The 18,258-nt window shown below is 70.2% G+C and carries 15 protein-coding genes and 2 pseudogenes; 8 read left to right on the top strand and 9 right to left on the bottom strand.

What is annotated here, in order from left to right; all coding sequences use genetic code 11:
- The first annotated feature begins 40 nt into the window (after positions 1-40).
- Both ACQEV8_RS14010 and ACQEV8_RS14005 read left to right on the top strand, forming a co-directional pair.
- Positions 41-1,453: an MFS transporter gene (locus ACQEV8_RS14010; protein WP_432960029.1), complete on the top strand. Its 1,413-nt coding sequence runs from the start codon at positions 41-43 to the stop codon at positions 1,451-1,453.
- Between the two features lie 147 nt (positions 1,454-1,600).
- Positions 1,601-2,974, top strand: a complete 1,374-nt coding sequence (locus tag ACQEV8_RS14005; protein WP_432960027.1) for a histidine-type phosphatase — start codon at positions 1,601-1,603, stop codon at positions 2,972-2,974.
- 96 nt (positions 2,975-3,070) lie between these two features.
- Here the strand turns inward: ACQEV8_RS14005 and ACQEV8_RS14000 are convergent, their stop codons facing one another.
- The 4 genes from ACQEV8_RS14000 to ACQEV8_RS13985 are packed head-to-tail and all read right to left on the bottom strand — an operon-like array spanning position 3,071 to position 6,186.
- Positions 3,071-3,490 (bottom strand): Fur family transcriptional regulator, encoded by a 420-nt coding sequence (locus ACQEV8_RS14000; protein WP_432960025.1) that lies wholly within the window; start codon positions 3,488-3,490, stop codon positions 3,071-3,073.
- 58 nt (positions 3,491-3,548) lie between these two features.
- The gene (locus tag ACQEV8_RS13995) at positions 3,549-4,451 is read right to left on the bottom strand and encodes a metal ABC transporter permease (protein ID WP_432960023.1); all 903 of its coding nucleotides are present in this window, start codon (positions 4,449-4,451) and stop codon (positions 3,549-3,551) included.
- The gene (locus tag ACQEV8_RS13990; protein ID WP_432960021.1) at positions 4,451-5,218 is read right to left on the bottom strand and encodes a metal ABC transporter ATP-binding protein; all 768 of its coding nucleotides are present in this window, start codon (positions 5,216-5,218) and stop codon (positions 4,451-4,453) included. Before ACQEV8_RS13990 ends, ACQEV8_RS13995 begins: the two co-directional genes overlap by 1 nt.
- A 20-nt stretch (positions 5,219-5,238) precedes the next feature.
- Positions 5,239-6,186 (bottom strand): metal ABC transporter substrate-binding protein, encoded by a 948-nt coding sequence (locus ACQEV8_RS13985; RefSeq protein WP_432960019.1) that lies wholly within the window; start codon positions 6,184-6,186, stop codon positions 5,239-5,241.
- A gap of 192 nt (positions 6,187-6,378) precedes the next feature.
- On the opposite strand from ACQEV8_RS13985, the gene ACQEV8_RS13980 reads away from it, so the two are divergent.
- The 4 genes and pseudogenes from ACQEV8_RS13980 to ACQEV8_RS13965 all read left to right on the top strand — a co-directional run bounded on the left by ACQEV8_RS13980 (position 6,379) and on the right by ACQEV8_RS13965 (position 10,029).
- Entirely contained in the window at positions 6,379-7,761 is a 1,383-nt protein-coding gene (locus ACQEV8_RS13980; protein WP_432960017.1) for a glycine--tRNA ligase, read from the top strand.
- Between the two features lie 137 nt (positions 7,762-7,898).
- A complete protein-coding gene (locus tag ACQEV8_RS13975) occupies positions 7,899-8,534 on the top strand; it encodes a LysE family translocator (RefSeq protein ID WP_432960015.1) in 636 nt (211 codons plus the stop codon).
- A gap of 61 nt (positions 8,535-8,595) precedes the next feature.
- Positions 8,596-9,051: pseudogene (locus tag ACQEV8_RS13970) on the top strand (TetR/AcrR family transcriptional regulator); the annotation flags it as partial.
- Positions 9,052-9,162: 111 nt separating this feature from the next.
- Entirely contained in the window at positions 9,163-10,029 is an 867-nt protein-coding gene (locus tag ACQEV8_RS13965) for a GNAT family N-acetyltransferase (protein ID WP_432960013.1), read from the top strand.
- Between the two features lie 19 nt (positions 10,030-10,048).
- On the opposite strand, the gene ACQEV8_RS13960 is transcribed toward ACQEV8_RS13965, so the two are convergent.
- The 3 genes and pseudogenes from ACQEV8_RS13960 to ACQEV8_RS13950 form a co-directional block, all read right to left on the bottom strand.
- The gene (locus ACQEV8_RS13960; RefSeq protein WP_432960011.1) at positions 10,049-10,255 is read right to left on the bottom strand and encodes a hypothetical protein; all 207 of its coding nucleotides are present in this window, start codon (positions 10,253-10,255) and stop codon (positions 10,049-10,051) included.
- Between the two features lie 116 nt (positions 10,256-10,371).
- A pseudogene (locus ACQEV8_RS13955) lies at positions 10,372-11,650 on the bottom strand (MFS transporter); the annotation flags it as partial.
- Positions 11,651-11,702: 52 nt separating this feature from the next.
- Positions 11,703-11,906, bottom strand: a complete 204-nt coding sequence (locus tag ACQEV8_RS13950; RefSeq protein ID WP_432960009.1) for a hypothetical protein — start codon at positions 11,904-11,906, stop codon at positions 11,703-11,705.
- Positions 11,907-12,166: 260 nt separating this feature from the next.
- Between ACQEV8_RS13950 and ACQEV8_RS13945 the strand changes: the two genes are divergently transcribed.
- The gene (locus tag ACQEV8_RS13945; RefSeq protein WP_432959818.1) at positions 12,167-13,402 is read left to right on the top strand and encodes an IS701 family transposase; all 1,236 of its coding nucleotides are present in this window, start codon (positions 12,167-12,169) and stop codon (positions 13,400-13,402) included.
- A gap of 316 nt (positions 13,403-13,718) precedes the next feature.
- Here ACQEV8_RS13945 and ACQEV8_RS13940 read toward each other — a convergent pair whose 3' ends face one another.
- A complete protein-coding gene (locus ACQEV8_RS13940) occupies positions 13,719-15,173 on the bottom strand; it encodes an MFS transporter (protein ID WP_432960007.1) in 1,455 nt (484 codons plus the stop codon).
- A gap of 78 nt (positions 15,174-15,251) precedes the next feature.
- On the opposite strand from ACQEV8_RS13940, the gene dusB reads away from it, so the two are divergent.
- Entirely contained in the window at positions 15,252-16,385 is a 1,134-nt protein-coding gene (gene dusB / locus ACQEV8_RS13935; protein WP_432960005.1) for a tRNA dihydrouridine synthase DusB, read from the top strand.
- A gap of 10 nt (positions 16,386-16,395) precedes the next feature.
- Here the strand turns inward: dusB and ACQEV8_RS13930 are convergent, their stop codons facing one another.
- Positions 16,396-18,201, bottom strand: coding sequence for a sulfatase-like hydrolase/transferase (locus ACQEV8_RS13930; RefSeq protein WP_432960003.1), 1,806 nt, complete (start codon positions 18,199-18,201; stop codon positions 16,396-16,398).
- Positions 18,202-18,258 lie beyond the last annotated feature (57 nt).

Here is an 18,258-nt window from a genome sequence, read left to right as displayed (position 1 = left end):
CCCGGCCGCCCTCCGGTGGCAGCCGGGCCCCACCGGCGGTGTGCTGGGGGATGGGTTCGACGGCCGTCAGCGCCCCTCGGGGACCGCTCCCAAGCGGGCCGGGGCCTTCGTCGCGGCCTCGCTCGCCCTGTTCTGCATCCAGCTGGACTTCTTCGCGCTGAACCTGGCCATCCCCGGCATCTCCGCCGAGCTGGACACGACGGTCTCGGCGGCCCAGTGGACGCTGTCCGCCTACATGCTCGCCGTCGGCTGTCTCTTCATCGTCGGCGGGCGGCTGGGCGATCTGCTCGGCCGCCGTCCGATCCTGCTGATCGGGATCGGCCTGTTCGCCGCCGCCTCCGTCGGCTGTGCTCTCGCGCCCACCCTGGGCGTCCTCGTCGTGTCCCGGGTGGTGCAGGGCGCGGGCGCGGCGCTGATCTTTCCCGTGTCGGTCTCCGTCATCAGCAACGCCTTCCCCGAGGAGACCCGGGCCCGGGCGCTCGGCGCGATGTTCGGGGTCGCCAACGTCGGCACCGCCCTCGGGCCGTTCGTCGGCGGTGGCTTCACCGACGGGCCCGGCTGGCGGTGGATCTTCTGGCTGCTGGCTCCGCTCAGCGCCCTCTCCTTGCTGATCGCCCTGTGGTACGTCCCCGACTCCCGGGACGAGAGCGCTCCCCGCCAGATCGACCTGCCCGGCTGTGTGGCCGTCGTGATCAGCCTGGCCGCGCTGACCCTCGCCGTGGAGCGGGGCAGCGCCTGGGGCTGGGACCACGCGCGCACCCTCGCCCTGCTGGGCGTCGCGGTGGTGGCCGGTGCGCTCTTCGTCCTGCGGGAGCGGATCTGCCGGCATCCGCTGGTCGACTTCCGGCTCTTCCGCAACATCCCCTTCGACCTCGTCACCGTGATGGGGTCGGTGGCCAACACGGGCTACGCCGTCACCGTGTTCCTCGCCACCCTGCAGTTGCAGCAGGTGCGGGGCCTGTCGGCGCTGCTGTCAGGCACGGTGTTCCTCGCCCCGGCCGTGATGGTGGCCTGCGCCGGGCCCATCGGCGCCTGGCTCTCCACCCGGATGCGCCCCACCAGCGTCATGGCCCTGGCCGGGACCATCGCGGGCACCGGCATGATCGGGCTGAGCTGGGCCTGGTCATGGTGGGTCTACCTGCCCGTCTTCACCTGGTGCGCGCTCGGCCTGGGCCTGGGCTGGACCTTCGCCAGCGTGGCCACCCAGCAGGTCGTCCCGCCCGCACGTGCCGGCGAGGCCTCGGGTGTCGTCCTCACGGCCCTCGTCACCCTGGGCGCCATCGGTCTGGCCGCCGTGGCCGCGGCGATCACCTCCCTCACCCCGGAGACCGGTCCGGAGCGCGCCTACGACCTCCTCCTGCGCATCGGCGGCGTCGTCATCCTGGCCACCTCCGCCCTGTCGCTGCTCGTCCGCCGGGGGCTCACCGCCCGGGGCCTCGTACCGTCCGCCTGAGAAACCTTTGGCAAGGGCAGGACAGTCGGCCACTGCCCGGCCGCCATCGAGCCACGCGGCGTTCACGCACCGACTCGACGATGCGTCGGATCACCCGGTCTGCCGCATCAGTCGCTTTGATGCGGCCATGAACGAAACGGCACCTCCATGAGACGCCTCACCCCCGCTCTGGCCCTCGGCCTCGCGACCCTGGTGGTGGCCCCGTCGGCCGCCCAGGCGACGGACCACCGCACCGGCCATGACTCCGGCGCCGTCCGGGACAGCTTCGGCACCAAGGCCTCCTACGCCCCGCGGCAGAACACCCACTCCTACCAGCGGCCCCCGGCCGGTTTCACGCCCGTCTTCACCGAGAACGTCTCCCGGCACGGCTCCCGCGCCGCCACCGACAGCGAGGACGGCGACCTGATCCTCGCCCTGTGGGACAAGGCCCGGGCCGAGGGGCAGCTCACGCGTGAGGGGCGGGAGTTCGGGCCCCAGGTGCGGGCTCTGGAAGCCGAAATGGCCAAGGTCGGCTACGGCAGCCTCAGCGGCCGCGGCAAGCGGGAGATCGAGGGCACGGCCGTACGCATGGAGCAGCGGCTGCCGGGGCTGTTCCGGCAGATCGCGAGGGACGGCGAGAAAGTCGACGTCGTCAGCTCCGGGCAGGGCCGGGCCGTCGACAGCGGCAACCTGTTCGCGGCGACCCTCGGGAACACCGACCCGGAGCTGAAGCCGCAGATCGGCCCGGCCCGCGCCGACGAGAACCTGCTCTACTTCCACAAGGCGGCCGGGGGTGCCGCCTACCGCGACTACATCGCGGGCGACCAGCGCCTCGCGGACACGCTCAAGAGCCTCACCGACCAGCCGAAGACCCACCGGGCCGCCCGCAGCGTCCTGCGCGGGCTCTTCACTCCGGCCTTCGTCCAGCGGATCACCGACGGCGAGTTCGCCTCGATCGGAACCGAGGTCGAAGCCGCGCAGGCCGTCTACAACCTGTACGCCATCGCCCCGGCCATGAGCGAGGAGAGCCCCGGCGGCAAGGGCTGGGGAATGGAGCGGTACATCTCGCGCGGCGACGCCGCCTGGTTCGGATACCTCAGCGACGTCGAGGACTTCTACGAGAAGGGCCCCGGCTTCGCCGACAGCGACATCACGTACAAGATGGCGGACGTCCTCCTCGACGACTTCTTCAAGCAGGTCGAGGCCAAGCGCGCCGGCACCAGTGACCTGGGCGCCGAACTCCGCTTCACCCACGCCGAGGAGATCATCCCGCTCGCCGCGCTGATGAAGCTGCCGGGCAGCACGCAGGGGGTGACCGCCGAGAGGCCCTACACCTACGCCGGCAACACCTGGCGCGGCGCCTCCGTCGCCCCCATGGCCTCGAACATCCAGTGGGACGTCTTCCGCAAGGGCAACACCTACCTCGTGCGCATGCTCTACAACGAGAAGGAGACGCCCTTCAAGACCGGCTGCCACCCCATCACCAAGGGCAGCAAGTTCTACGACCTCAAGGAACTGGAGCGCTGCTTCAACCGGGCCTGAGCGTCACGCCCCTGAAAGGGGCGCGGGGAACTGCGCGAACGGCTGCAACGCACCCGCAGTCGGCGACCGGGCGCACCCCTCACGGCGATCAACCGCTCAACCGCCGGAGGCCGCCGCACAATCCGCACAGGTCCCGAAAATCTCCACCGTATGAGCCACGTTGACGTAGCCATGCTCCGCCGCGATGGACTCGGCCCACTTCTCCACGGCCGGACCCTCCACCTCGACGGCCTTGCCACACCCGCGGCACACGAGGTGATGGTGATGGTCGTCGGTGGAGCAACGCCGGTAGACCGACTCACCGTCGGCCGTACGCAGGACGTCGACCTCACCGGCGTCGGCGAGGGACTGCAGCGTGCGGTAGACCGTGGTGAGCCCGACCGAGTCGCCCTTGTGCTTGAGCATGTCGTGCAGGTCCTGCGCACTGCGGAACTCGTCGACCTCTTCCAGGGCCGCCGACACGGCGGCCCGCTGCCGGGTGGCGCGGCCCTTCACGGACGGTCCAGCGGTCGTCACCGTTGCCTCCTCACGTCTGCCTTGCCCGGGTCATTGTGCCAGCCCGGGGTGGGGGCGGTCAGACGCCGACTTCGTCGGCCGCTCCCCGGGTACCCGGAATCGCGCACTCGCCGGGGTCATGGGCGGATTGCGCGGAAGTCCGGGCGCGGGCGCGGCGGTGGGCCAGCGGAGCCGCGAGTGCCGTCAGCACGATGAACGCGCCGATGGTCAGCAATACGATCGTCGCACCGGGCGGGACGTCCTGGTAGTACGAGGTGACCGTGCCGCCGATCGTCACGCTCACACCGATGGCGACGGCGATCACGAAGGTGGCCGCGAAGCTGCGGCTGATCTGCTGGGCCGCCGCGACGGGCACCACCATCAGCGCGCTGACCAGCAGCAGGCCGACCACGCGCATCGCCACCGTCACCGTGACGGCCGCGGTGATCGCCGTCAGCAGGTTCAGGGCGCGCACCGGCAGGCCCGTCACCCGGGCGAACTCCTCGTCCTGGCTGACCGCGAACAGCTGCCGGCGCAGGCCGAGCGTGACCAGGACGACGAAGGCGGCCAGTACACAGATCGCTGTGACGTCCGACTCGGACACCGTCGACAGGGAGCCGAACAGGTACGACGTCAGGTTGGCGTTGGAGCCCGTCGGCGCGAGGTTGATGAACATCACACCGCCCGCCATGCCGCCGTAGAAGAGCATCGCGAGGGCGATGTCGCCGCGGGTCTTGCCGTACCAGCGGATCAGCTCCATGAGGACTGCGCCGAGGACGGAGACGAGGGTCGCCATCCACACCGGGGACCAGGTCAGCAGGAAGCCGAGGCCGACGCCGGTCATCGCCACGTGGCCGATGCCGTCGCCCATCAGGGCCTGGCGGCGCTGGACCAGGTAGATCCCGACCGCTGGGGCCGTGATGCCGACCAGGACGGCGGCGAGCAGGGCCCGCTGCATGAAGGCGTAGTCGAGGAAGTCCATCAGCTCAGCAGTCCCGTACGGATCGGTTCGGCGCCCGCCGGCGCGTGCGGGTGTACGTGGTCGTGGCCGGGGAGGGCGTGCTGCCCGACCGCCTTCGGGGGCGGTCCGTCGTGCACGACGCAGCCGTCGCGCAGGACGACCGCCCGGTCGATGAGGGGCTCCAGCGGGCCCAGTTCGTGCAGCACGAGCAGCACGGTGGTGCCCTGGGAGACCTGCTCGGTGAGGGTGTGCGCGAGCACCTCCTGGCTGGCCAGGTCGACGCCCGCCATCGGCTCGTCCATGATCAGCAGCTCGGGCTCGGAGGCGAGCGCGCGGGCGATCAGGACCCGCTGGTGCTGGCCGCCTGAGAGGGCGTCGACGGAGTCCTTGGCCCGGTCCGCCATGCCGACGAGGTCCAGGGCGCGTCGTACGGCCTCGCGGTCGGCCTTGCGCAGCACGCTGAAGCGGGCCCGGGACAGGCGGCCGGAGGAGACCACCTCGGTCACCGTGGCGGGCACGCCGCCCGCGGCCGTGGTGCGCTGCGGGACGTAGCCCACGCGGTGCCAGTCACGGAACCGCGCGCGAGGCGTGCCGAACAGCTCGATCTCGCCGGCGCCGGTCTGCACCTGGCCGATGACGCTGCGCACGGCCGTGGACTTGCCGGAGCCGTTCGCGCCGAGCAGCGCGACGACCTCACCGCGATGAACGGTGAGGTCGATGCCGCGCAGGACGGGGCGCGAGCCCAGGTCAGCGCGGACGCCGCGCAGGGATACGACGGGCTCGGTCATGCCGTCCTCCGATGGGTGGGTCACTTGGCTCCCAGAGCCGTCTGCAGGGCCTTGAGGTTGGCTTCCATGACCTGGAAGTAGTCGTCGCCGCGGGACTTGTCGGTGATGCCCTCGAGCGGGTCGAGGACGTCCGTCTTCAGGTTCGCGTCGCGGGCCAGTGTCTTGGCTGTGCGGTCGGAGACCAGCGTCTCGTAGAAGACGGTGGTGACGCCGTCGGCCTTGGCCTCCTGCTGGAGCTCCTTGACCCGGGCGGCGCTCGGCTCGCTCTCGGGGTCGACGCCGGAGATGGCCTCCTGGGTGAGGCCGTAGCGCTCGGCGAGGTAGCCGAAGGCGGCGTGGTTGGTGAAGAAGACCTTGGACTTGGAGTCCTTCAGGCCGTTCTCGAAGTCGCTGTTCAGGCCGTTCAGCTTCTTGACCAGGGCCTGGGTGTTCTTCTTGTAGTCGGCCGCGTGGTCCGGGTCGGCCTTCTCGAAGGCCTTGCCGACGCCCTGGGCGATCTCGGCGTACTTCACCGGGTCCAGCCAGACGTGGGGGTCGCGGCCGTGTTCCTCCTCCTCGGAGTGGCCCTCCTCACCCTCGTGGCTGTGACCGGCGCCGCCGTGGTCCTCGAGGTGGGTCAGCGAGGCCGCGTCGATCTTCGTCTGGATGCCGGTCTGCGAGACGGCCTCGTCGACGGCGGGCTGGAGGCCCTTGAGGAAGAGCGCCGCGTCGGCCTCTTCGAGCTGGGCGCGCTGCTGGGTGCTGATCTCCAGGTCGTGCGGCTCCTGGCCCGGCTCGGTCAGACTGGTGACGTTCGCGTGGTCGCCGCCTATCTGCTCGGCGAGGAACGCCATCGGGTAGAACGACGCGACGACGTCGAACTTCTCCGTGTTGCCCGTCGCCGCGCTGTCGCTGGAGCAGGCGGTGAGAGCGCCGAGGCCGAGAGAGGCGGCCGCGGCGGCGGGTATGAGGCGTCGTCGTACGTTCATGACACTCATTTTCAACAAATATGGAAACCGTTGTCAACAAACGCCCTGAACTGGGGCCGAAACAGGGTTCGCGGCCCTCTGGCGGTCGCTGAGGGGGAGCGATTTGATTGAGGGGGCGTCCCCGCCGGTAACCTGAACCATTCGCTGGAAGCAACTCGCTTCGTCGCCCGTCGTCGTAATGAAGAGAGCACCGTGGCCGCCGACAAGATCGACACCATCGTCAGCCTGAGCAAGCGCCGTGGCTTCGTATTCCCCTGTAGTGAGATCTACGGCGGTCAGCGTGCCGCCTGGGACTACGGCCCGCTGGGTGTCGAGCTCAAGGAGAACCTCAAGCGCCAGTGGTGGCGCTACATGGTGACGTCGCGCGAGGACGTGGTCGGTATCGACTCGTCCGTCATCCTGGCCCCCGAGGTCTGGGTCGCCTCCGGCCATGTCGCCACGTTCACCGACCCCCTCACCGAGTGCACCTCCTGCCACAAGCGGTTCCGCGCGGACCACCTGGAGGAGGCCTACGAGGAGAAGAAGGGCCGCGCCCCGGAGAACGGGCTCGCGGACCTCAACTGCCCCAACTGCGGAAACAAGGGCACCTTCACCGAGCCCAAGCAGTTCTCCGGCCTGCTGTCGACCCACCTCGGCCCGACGCAGGACTCCGGCTCCGTCGCCTACCTGCGGCCCGAGACCGCGCAGGGCATCTTCACCAACTTCTCCCAGGTGCAGACCACTTCGCGCCGCAAGCCGCCGTTCGGCATCGCCCAGATGGGCAAGTCCTTCCGCAACGAGATCACGCCCGGCAACTTCATCTTCCGCACCCGCGAGTTCGAGCAGATGGAGATGGAGTTCTTCGTCAAGCCGGGCGAGGACGAGAAGTGGCAGGAGTACTGGATGGAGCAGCGCTGGAACTGGTACACCGGTCTCGGCCTGCGCGAGGAGAACATGCGGTGGTTCGAGCACCCCAAGGAGAAGCTCTCCCACTACTCCAAGCGCACCGCCGACATCGAGTACCGCTTCCAGTTCGGCGGCAGTGAGTGGGGCGAGCTCGAGGGCGTCGCCAACCGCACCGACTACGACCTCGGTGCCCACTCCAAGGCCTCCGGCCAGGACCTCACCTACTTCGACCAGGAAGCCGGCGAGCGCTGGACGCCGTACGTCATCGAGCCCGCGGCCGGTGTCGGCCGGTCGCTGCTCGCCTTCCTGCTCGACGCCTACGTCGAGGACGAGGCACCCAACGCCAAGGGCAAGATGGAGAAGCGCACCGTGCTGCGCCTCGACCACCGCCTCGCGCCGGTCAAGGTCGCGGTGCTCCCGCTGTCCCGGAACCCGGAGCTGTCCCCGAAGGCCAAGGGCCTCGCCCAGGCGCTGCGCCAGAACTGGAACATCGACTTCGACGACGCCGGCGCCATCGGCCGCCGCTACCGTCGTCAGGACGAGATCGGCACGCCGTTCTGTGTGACCGTCGACTTCGACACGCTCGAGGACAACGCGGTCACCGTCCGCGAGCGTGACTCGATGAAGCAGGAGCGGGTGTCCCTCGACCAGATCGAGGGGTACCTGGCGGCTCGTCTGATCGGCTGCTGATCGCCTTCTCGTGCACGTCGGTGCCGGGTCCCTCTTCGGAGGGGCCCGGCGCTTTCGCGTTCATGGGGGAGTGGTCCTCCAGCTGGGCGGCCGATTGGACCTGTTTCCCGCCGGTGGCGCCGCGCCAGGGTGGGCGCATGAGTATCGCGTTCCTGCTGACCACACTGGTCATCGTCGTCACGCCCGGTACCGGCGTCGTCTACACCCTCGCCGCCGCGCTCTCCCGGGGCCGCCGCGCCAGTGTCGTCGCGGCCGTCGCCTGCACGCTCGGGATCGTGCCGCATCTGCTGGCCACGGTCACCGGCGTCGCCGCCCTGCTGCACGCCAGCGCGACCGCCTTCGAGGTGCTGAAGTACGCCGGGGTCGCGTATCTGCTGTACATGGCGTGGGCGACCGTGCGGGACAAGGAGGCGCTCGTGGTGGAGGAGGAGCGGGCGTCCGCGCCGGGGTCGGCGGTACCGGCGGTGCCGGCTCGGCGGGTGATCGTGCGGGGTGTGCTGATCAACCTCCTCAATCCGAAGCTGACGATCTTCTTCTTCGCGTTCCTGCCGCAGTTCGTGAGTCCGGGGGAGCCGCACGCGGTGGTGCGGATGCTGGGGTTGGGCGGGGTGTTCATGCTGGCGACCTTCGTCGTGTTCGCCCTGTACGGCGTGCTGGCCGCCTCGGTACGCAGTCACGTCATCGGGCGGCCCCGGGTGATGGCGTGGCTGCGGCGGGGGTTCGCGGGGTCGTTCGTGGCGCTGGGGGCGAAGCTGGCGTTCACGGGGCGGTAGTCGGTGGTCGGTAAGCGGTGGTCGGTAGCCGGGAGTCGTCGGGCGGGGTGGCAAATATCGTGTCTACCGCCGCTTCCGGACCAAGGCGGCGCTGCGCGAGGCGGTCACCAAGCGCTGGCTGGACCGCACGTCCGGGGAGCTCTCCGGCATCGTGACCGGCGGCAGCGCCCCGGAGGCCCGGCTGCGGGACTGGCTCGCCGCGCTGTTCGACGCGAAGCGCCGCAAGGCGGGCGAGGACCCGGAACCGTTCGCCACGTACCTGGTCCTCACCGACGAGGCCGGCACAGCGGTCGGTGAGCACATCACCGACCTCACCGCCCAGCCGGCCCGCATCATCCAGTGCGGGGTGGATACCGGCAGCTTCACCGTCACAGACCCGGAGGCCTCGGCCCGTGCGGTGTTCCAGGCGACGGGGAGGTTCCACGACCCCTGCTGTGCGCGGGAGTGGGAGCAGCCCGGTGTGGAGGGGGAGTTCGAGGCGGTCACGGACCTGGTGGTGCGGGGGCCGCAGCCCTGAGGGGGATCGCCGTACCGGGTGCGCGACGACCGGAAGGGGCACAGGATGGGAAGTGAGGGGTGGGTCGCCGCGCGGGGTGCGCTGAGAAGCGGGGTGCGCTGAGAAAAGGGGATGGCGATCGTGGATCTCATACTGCGCCCGGGCACTTCGGACGACGCTGCGGAGTGCGGAAGGATCTGCTACGAGGCCTTCGCCGGCATCGCCGGGGAGCACGCCTTCCCGCCCGACATCCCGAGCCCCGACGTGGGTGTCGCGCTGATCGAGGGAGCCCTGACGCACCCCGGTTTCTACAGTGTCGTCGCCGAGCTCGACGGGCGGATCGTGGGCAGCAACTTCCTCGACGAGCGCTCGGCCGTCGTCGGCGTCGGGCCGGTCACCGTCGACCCCACCGTGCAGAACGCGGGCCTGGGCCGCCGCCTGATGCGGGACGTGATGGAGCGGGCCGACGAGCGGGGGGCGCCGGGCATCCGGCTGTTGCAGAGCGGCTACCACAACAGATCGTTCTCGCTGTACGTGAGCCTGGGCTTCGCCCACCGGGCCACGGTGGCCTGTGTGCAAGGCCCGCCGATCGGGCGCGCGATGCCGGGGTACCAGGTGCGGGAGGCCACGGACGCGGACCTCGGAGCCTGCAACGACGTGTGCCGGGAGGTCCACGGCGTCGACCGGGGCGGTGAGGTCGCCGACGCGCTGAAACAGGGCACCGCTCGGGTCGTCGAGCGTGCAGGACGGGTCACGGGATACGCCACCGACCTGGCCTTCTTCGCGCACGCGGTGGGCGAGACCGCCCCAGACCTCCACGCCCTCATCGCGGCGGCCCCGCAGTTCGGCGGTCCGGGCATCCTCGTACCCGCGAGCGACAGCGCGCTGCTCAGGTGGTGCCTGTCCAACGGCCTCAAGGTCGTGCAGCTGATGAGCCTGATGACCATCGGTCTGTACAACGAGCCCGCCGGGGCGTACATGCCCTCGATCCTCTACTAGAGTCGGCCCGCCCTGCCCTTCAGGCCGCTGTCGGGTCCACGGTCGCCTGGTGGGCCTCCGCCAGGTGCTCCTCCGCCTTCAGCCAGGGCAGGAACTGCGCTCCTCTGCGCCAGCCGCAGGTGTCGCATCTGATCGTGCGCTGCATGCCCGTGCGCTGAACCCACACCACGTGTTCGCGGCCGTGCTGGTCCCAGCGGCTGACCTTGCTGGTGTCGATCTGCGTCATGACGCCTCCCGCGTCCAGGAATCCGGCCCGTCCGGCTCGCTCGCAGTAAGGAGTGTGCGGCAAGACCAACATCAACAGGGTTTCCCCGGATGCGAGTTATCAGGCCGTGAGGGACCTCAAACGACCGTACGCGGCAGCCTGAGGCTCAGCAGGCCCGTCAGCACCACGCCGCCGAGTTGCACCAGCAGCGTCGTGACCAGGGCGTCCCGCATGCCCATCCCGGGGACCAGAGACAGGAACAGCGTGCCCAGGGTGGCCACGCCGAGGGCCAGCGCCGACTGCTGAGTGGTGATCATCACGCCGCTGCCGACACCGGCGCGGGCGGGTGGCACCTCGGAGAGGGATGACCCGGTAGATGACGGGCAGTTGCAGTGCCTGGCCCGCGCCGGCGACCGCCGCGCCCGGGAGCAGTTCGACGAAACCGAGGTGCGGCCAGAAGCGCCAGGCGGCCAGGGCCATCAGCGCCAGGCCCACGCCCTGGAGCACGGCACCGGCCGTCACCACCCGAGTCCCGTACCGGGCGACCAGCCGCGGGCCCAGCAGGGAGAAGACGAAGAACACCACCGCCAGAGGCAGGAGCGCCAGGCCCGCGGCGACCGGGCCGAGCCCGGCGCCCTCCTGCAGGGCCACCGCGATCACGAACATGAAGCCGCTGAAGCCGATGGAGAAGGGCAGAACGAGCAGCAGTCCGCGGAGCAGTGAGGTGAGCGCGAACAGGCTCGGCGGGACCAGCGGCGTACGGCCCTCCCGGTCGGCCCCGCGCTCCACCGCGTAGAACGCCGCCGCCACGAACGGGAACGCGGCCAGCGACAGCCACGTCCACAACGGCCAGCCCGCCGCCCACCCTTCGGTGAGCGGCACGAGCAGGGTGAGCAGCGAGGCCGCGAGGAGGAACGTGCCGGGGACGTCGACCGGCTCCGGCCGCGGCGAGCGGGTCTCCGGCACCACCCGGACGGCCAGCACCAGGCCGGCGAGGACGACCGGCACATTGACGAGGAACACCGAGCGCCAGCCGGTACCGGCGATGTCGGCCGCGAGGAGGAACGTGCCGGGGACGTCGACCGGCTCCGGCCGCGGCGAGCGGGTCTCCGGCACCACCCGGACGGCCAGCACCAGGCCGGCGAGGACGACCGGCACATTGACGAGGAACACCGAGCGCCAGCCGGTCCCCGCGAGGTCGGACGCGACGAGGACCCCGCCCAGGATCTGTCCGGCGACCATGGACAGCCCGGCGGTCGCCCCGTACAGGCCCATGGCCCTGGCACGCCGGGGGCCGGTCGTGGTCGCCTGGATGGTGGCCAGTACCTGCGGCAGCATCGCGGCGGCCGATGCTCCCTGCGCGACCCGGGCCGCGACCAGCGACCAGGCGTCCGGCGCCAGTCCGCACGTCAGCGACCTTCTTCGGCCTCTGGTTGGGGTTCTGCTCCTGTACGTGCCTGTAGACGTACTAGCTGCCCAGGGTCACCAGCAGGGCACCGATCTGGGTGACGTCCAGGGCCCGCGCTCCGGGCGGGACCTCCCCGCCGGGGAGCGTCGTGACGTCGTCCACATCGAGATCGAGCAGTTCCTCGCGCAGGCAGGCGGTCAGCTCCGCGACATGTTCGGCTTCCGCGTCCTCTTCGGCGAGGAGGATGTGCAGGGTGTTGTCCACCGGCTCAGCCCCTTTTTCCGTACTGGCCGGGGCGGCGCAGAGTCGGACCATCGGTGGGCTCTACGTCTTCATTTACAGTTTCTGCTGCTCACTGCGGGGTGGCAAGTCGCGGACGGTGGAATGAGTTTCACGGTTCAACCGTAGGATTCCTCACCTAACCGCCGTGGATACGCCCCGTGTTGTCGAATGGGCAACAAACCACGGCTAGTAGTGCTTCGTTACGTTGAGTGATCTCGGTTGATTGTGGGCAGCTTCCCGGGGTGAGGTTGGGGGAGGTGGAACGGCTCCGGGGTGAGTTGGCGGAGTTCGTTGCCGATGTGTTCGGGTCGTTGCCGCGGCGGGATCAGCGGCGGTGGGGCGAGTGTTATCTGCGGGGCCTGATGCTCGATGGCCGGCGCAAGTCGGTCCAGCCGATGGCCGAGCGTCTGCCGGACGGGAACATGCAGGCCCTGCAGCAGTTCGTGAACCAGTCGCCGTGGGATCCGCTGCCGGTCAGGCAGCGGATCGCCGAGCGGCTGTCCGAGGTGATCACACCTGAGGTGTGGGTGATCGACGACGTGTCGTTCCCCAAGTGCGGCAAGGCGTCGGCCGGAGTGGCCCGCCAGTACTGCGGAGCACTCGGCAAACGGGCGAACTGCCAGGTCGCGGTCAGTGTCCATGCCGCCACCGACACCGCCTCGTGCCCGTTGCAGTGGCAGTTGTATCTGCCGCGTGAGTGGACGGATGAGCCGGACCGATGCCGCAGAGCAGGAGTCCCCGACGAGGTGGTGCACCAGGAGAAGTGGCGTCTCGCGCTCGGCCTGCTGGACACGCTCGCCGACTGGCGGTTGAAGGCGCCGGTCGTGGTCGCCGACGCCGGATACGGCGTCAGCACCCCCTTCCGGCTCGGCCTTGAGGAGCGAGGGCTGTCCTTTGTTCTGGCCCTGAACGGGAAGGAAGTCGCTCACCCGGAGAATACCGAGCCGCACCAGCCTGCTTACGGTGGGCTCGGGCCGCCCACCCTTCCCCGCTATCGCACCCCACCACGAGCCGTCTGCGTCCTCGCAGCGGAGGCGGGTGCGGAGCGGTTCACCGAGGTGACCTGGCGGCAGGGCAGCAAAGGCGCGATGACCTCACGGTTCGCGGTGCTGAGCGTGCGGCCCGCGGGCAAGCAGTCCCTCGCCGCAGCCCAGGCGGCGGGCGGCGGCCGCAACCAGTGGGACGGTGTCCTGCCCGTCCAGACACTCCTCGTTGAATGGCCGGAGGGCCAGGACACTCCGACGGACTACTGGATATCGAATCTGCCCGCCACCACACCGGCCGCTGACCTGGTGCGGTGGGCGAAGATGCGCTGGCGGATCGAGCACGATTACCGCGAGCTCAAGCATGGCCTGGGACTGGACCACTTCGAGGGCCGCACCTGGCGCGGCTGGCACCACCACGTCACCCTCGTCACCGCCGCCCAGGCCTTCCTCACCCTCAGGCGGCTCGACCCAAAAGTCCGCACACCGGCCTGACCCTCTACCAGGTCCTCGACATTCTTCAGGACCTGCTCAGGTGCTGGACCGGTACCTGCACCACCTGCGGACGCCCCCTGCCCAACCCCCGAAGAAGCCACAGACAGCCCAGAACCTAACGAAGCACTACTAGGGCCTGTCGTTTGGATCACGCCGCAGACGCGGGGTCCGGCACGCGCATCTGCCGCGTTGTCGTCGGTTGCCGATGCTCCGCATCGCCGCCCTCCTCCGCCTTGCAGCTGCACGCACCAGACCCCGCTCACCGGCGATTTCCAGGAACCGTCAGTTTCCTGCGACCTGATCCAAACGACAGGCCCTAGGTGGCTCGGTCCGCGGTCACCATCACATCCCGCACCTCAGCCGCCTCCAGCCTCTCCGCGGCCCGCTCGGCGGTTCCCCGGGCCCACCGCCCGCTCGTCACCGCGCCCAGCGCCAGCACCGCGAACCCGCAAGCCGCGAGGATCCACCACCCCGGCCGGGCCGCCGACACGAACGTCTCCCGGTACGACGACGAGCCCACGCCGGAGGCGAGCACGGCACCCACCACCGCGACGCCCAGCGTCTGCCCGAGCTGGCGGCTCGTGGAGGCGACCGCGGCGGCCACACCCGCCTGGGCGCGCGGCATGCCGGACACCGCCGTGTTGGTGATCGGCGCGTTGACGAACCCGAAGCCGATACCGAAGAGGACGTACCCGATGAGCAGGGTGACGTTGGAGGTCTCGGCCTCGAACGCGGCGAACAGTACGCCGCTCGCGGTCATCGCGAAGCCGGCGATCAGGAGCGGGAGGCGTGGGCCGCGGGTGCCGACCAGGCGGCCGGAGAGCGGGGCGCAGAGGAACGTCGGGGCCGCCATCGGGAGCATCCACAGGCCCGCTTCCAGGGCGGTCAAGCCACGGACGTTCTGGAGGTACAGCGTGGACAGGAAGAGGAACCCGCCGAGTGCGGCGAACGCGCTGACGGCGATGGCCGTGGCCCCGCTGAACGGGGCCGAGCGGAAGAAGCGCAGGTCGATCAGAGGCTCCGCCCGACGCGGTTCGTACCAGAGGAGACCGGCGAGGGCGGCCAGGGCGACCACGACGAGCGGGGCGATCGACGTGAACCCCGCGGTCGGTGCCTCGATGATCGCGTACGTCAGGGAGCCGAAGAGGGCGATCACCAGGAGCTGGCCGACCGGGTCGGGGCGGCGGGCCTTGGCGGCGCGGGACTCGGGGACGAAGCGCAGGGTGAGGAGGAGGGCGGCCAGGCCCACCGGCAGGTTGATCCAGAAGATGGAGCGCCAGCCGACGGAGTCGACGAGGAGGCCGCCGACCAGCGGGCCGGCGGCCATCGATATGCCGACGACCGCGCCCCACACGCCGATCGCCCGGGCCCGTTCGCGTGGGTCCGTGAACGTGTTGGTGATGATCGACATGGCGACCGGGTTCAGCATCGAGCCCCCCACCGCCTGGATCATCCGGAAGGCGACCAGCGCCTCCAGGTTCGGTGCGAGGGAACAGAGGACCGAGCCGAGGGTGAAGACGATCAGGCCCGCCATGAAGACCCGCTTGCGGCCGATCCGGTCGGCCGTGGAGCCCGCGAGCATCAGCAGCGAGGCCAGGACCAGGGTGTAGGCGTCGATCGTCCACTGCAGGCCGGACGTGCTCGCGTGCAGGTCCTGCTGCATGGACGGCAGGGCCACGTTCAGGACCGTGTTGTCGAGGCTCACGATCAGCAGGCTCATACAGCAGATCGCGAGCACGAGCATGCGGCGGCGGGGGCTGAGCTCGGGCATGCGGGCCATCGTACGCCGATTTCGATAGTGTGGCTAACTAACGAATTTTGCCATCTCATTGCACGGCACAATGGATGCATGTCCACGCCCCTGCAGATCGGCCCGCACACCGTCCGGCCCCCCGTCGTCCTGGCTCCCATGGCCGGGATCACCAACGCGCCCTTCCGCACCCTGTGCAGGGAGTTCAGCGAGGGCAAGGGCCTGTTCGTCAGCGAGATGATCACCACCCGGGCGCTGGTCGAACGCAACGAGAAGACCATGCAGCTCATCCACTTCGACGAGACGGAGCGGCCCCGGTCGATCCAGCTCTACGGCGTGGACCCGGCGACCGTCGGCAAGGCCGTCCGCATGATCGCGGAAGAGGACCTCGCCGACCACATCGACCTCAACTTCGGCTGCCCGGTGCCGAAGGTCACGAGGAAGGGCGGCGGCTCCGCGCTGCCGTACAAGCGGCACCTGCTGCGGGCCATCCTGCGCGAGGCCGTCAGCGGCGCCGGTGATCTGCCGGTGACGATGAAGATGCGCAAGGGCATCGACGACGACCACATCACCTTCCTCGACGCCGGCCGGATCGCCGTCGAGGAGGGCGTCACCTCCATCGCGCTGCACGGCCGCACCGCCGCCCAGCACTACGGCGGCACCGCCGACTGGGACGCCATCGCCCGGCTGAAGGAGCACGTGCCGGAGATCCCCGTGCTCGGCAACGGCGACATCTGGTCGGCCGAGGACGCGCTGCGGATGGTGCGCGAGACCGGGTGCGACGGTGTGGTCGTGGGGCGGGGCTGCCTCGGGCGGCCGTGGCTGTTCGCCGACCTGGTCGCCGCCTTCGAGGGGCGCACCCAGGACATCGCCCGCCCCACCCTGCGCGAGGTCGCCGACGTCATGGTCCGGCACGCCACGCTGCTCGGGGAGTGGATCGGGGACGAGGCGCGGGGCGTCATCGACTTCCGCAAGCACGTCGCCTGGTATCTGAAGGGCTTCGCGGTCGGCTCCGAGATGCGCAAGCGCCTCGCGATCACGTCCTCGCTGGAGGAGCTGCGGTCCGGGCTGGACGAGCTGGACCTCGACCAGGCCTGGCCCGTCGGTGCCGACGGGCCCCGGGGCCGTACGTCCGGCAACAACCGGGTGGTGCTGCCGGACGGCTGGCTGAAGGACCCCTACGACTGTGCCGGGGTCGGCGAGGACGCCGAACTCGACACCTCCGGCGGCTGACGGCGGCTGATCAGCCTTTCGAGCGGTGCGGTGTGGAGCCGTACGCCTTCAGGAAGCGGTCGCGGAAGCTGCTCATCTTCCACACCGGGGCGTCGCGGTCGGGCTTGAGGCCCTCCGTCCAGTTCCAGTCGGCGACCTTGTCGAGGACCTTCGGGTCCTTCGCGACGATCGAGACCGGCACGTCCCGGCTGGCGCGGGTGCCGCTGACCCGGGCCATGGGCTGGTGGTCGCCGAGGAAGACCAGGACGGTGTCGTCGGTGCCGTAGCGCTCCAGCCACTGGGTGAGGCTGGTGACCGAATACTGGATGGACTTGCCGTACTCCTGCCGGGACCTGGTGGTGTCGGTGATGATGTCCGACGCCTTGTTGCCGGCCTTCTCGATGGCGTCGAAGCGTGAGCCGTCGCCGAGTTCGTCCCAGCCGACCATCTTCGGGATGGGCGCCCAGGGCTGGTGGCTGGAGGTCAGGATGACGAACGCCATCAGCGGCTTGTCGCGCTTCCTGCCGTGCACCTGACGCTGGAACGCCTCCAGGGCGTACTGGTCGGGCATGGTCGACCAGCTGAACTTCGGGCCCTTGTACCCCAGGTCGTAGGCGTCGTAGAGCTTGTCGAGGCCGTACCACTTCTCCTCCGGCCAGCCCTTCTGCACGCCGGGCATCACGCCGACCGTGTCCCAGGCGCCGCTCTTGCGGAACGCCTTGGTGAGGGTGAGATGGTCGCCCGCGGTGACCGTGCGATAGCGGCGCTGGTTGTCGATCCACAGGCCGGACATGGTCGTGGAGTGGCCGAGCCAGCTGCTGCCGCCGTAGGTCGCCGAGGTCAGCCAGCCGCTGCGGGCGGCGAAGCCGGCCTTCGCCAGGGCCCTGGTGCTGGTGTCGAGGGTGCGGTCGACGCCGGGTGCCATGATCGGGTCCTCGATGGCGCTGCGGCCGTAGCTCTCGATGAACGTGAAGACGACGTCCTTGCCGCGCAGGTCGGGCAGCAGCTGGCCGGGCGGGGTGTTGCCGAAGGTGTCCGCCTGGGCGTGCTTCGCGAAGGCCGCCTCGTCGCGCAGGGACTGCACCGTCCGCTGGGCGTGGACCCGGAGGGCTCCGGCGCCTCGCTCGGAGGCGATCGGCCCTCCGAGGAGTGTCAGGCCCAGGGCGGAACAGGTGACCCAGACGACGCCGGCGATCAGCGCGCCCCGGGCCGCCCGGGGCCGGTGGCGGACGAGCAGATCGCTGAGCCGGACCGTCGCCGCGACCATGACGGCCGCCAGCAGCAGGACCAGCACGATCGCGCCGACGGCGGCGGCGGTCGCGACACCCCCGCCCAGCGTGTCCCCGACGTACGCCTGGGCGTCGGGCAGCAGGTCCCAGTCCAGGGCGGCGTTGAAGCCACGGCCCAGGTATTCGTTGAACCCCATGTCGAGCAGGTTCACGGCGGTCAGCGCGGTCAGGCCGAGCCCGTACAGCGCCGCCGCGACCAGCCGGGGCCGTCGCGGCAGCCACAGCACGACGACGGCGCCGATGACCGCCTCGGCCGGTATGCGCGTGAAGCTCTTCGGCCCGACGGCGGGGAGCGTGTTGGGCAGCAGCAGGGCACCGAGGATCAGGGCGGCGGCGAAGGTGGTGGTGACCAGGGTCAGAGCGCGGGCGGCTCGGGGGTGACGGGTGCGCCAGGTACGGAGGCGGGCGAGGCGGGATCTGCCGCCCGGCTCCCGCTCGTTCGCCGCTGTCTCCTCTTCCGGCCTCTCGTCACCGGGTGTCTCTGGCTCTGCCTCGGACGGAGCGTCGACGGGTCGCGATGACTGGCGCAAGCGTGTGAAGACAGGCACCCGGAGGTCCTTCCCGTACGAAACCCGGTGAGGTGGCGGACCCGCGTGGGGGGTCGG

The sequence above is a fragment of the Streptomyces sp. CA-179760 genome, assembly GCF_050937045.1.
Taxonomy (GTDB): Bacteria; Actinomycetota; Actinomycetes; order Streptomycetales; family Streptomycetaceae; genus Streptomyces.
This window is presented reverse-complemented; position numbering and strand designations above follow the sequence as displayed.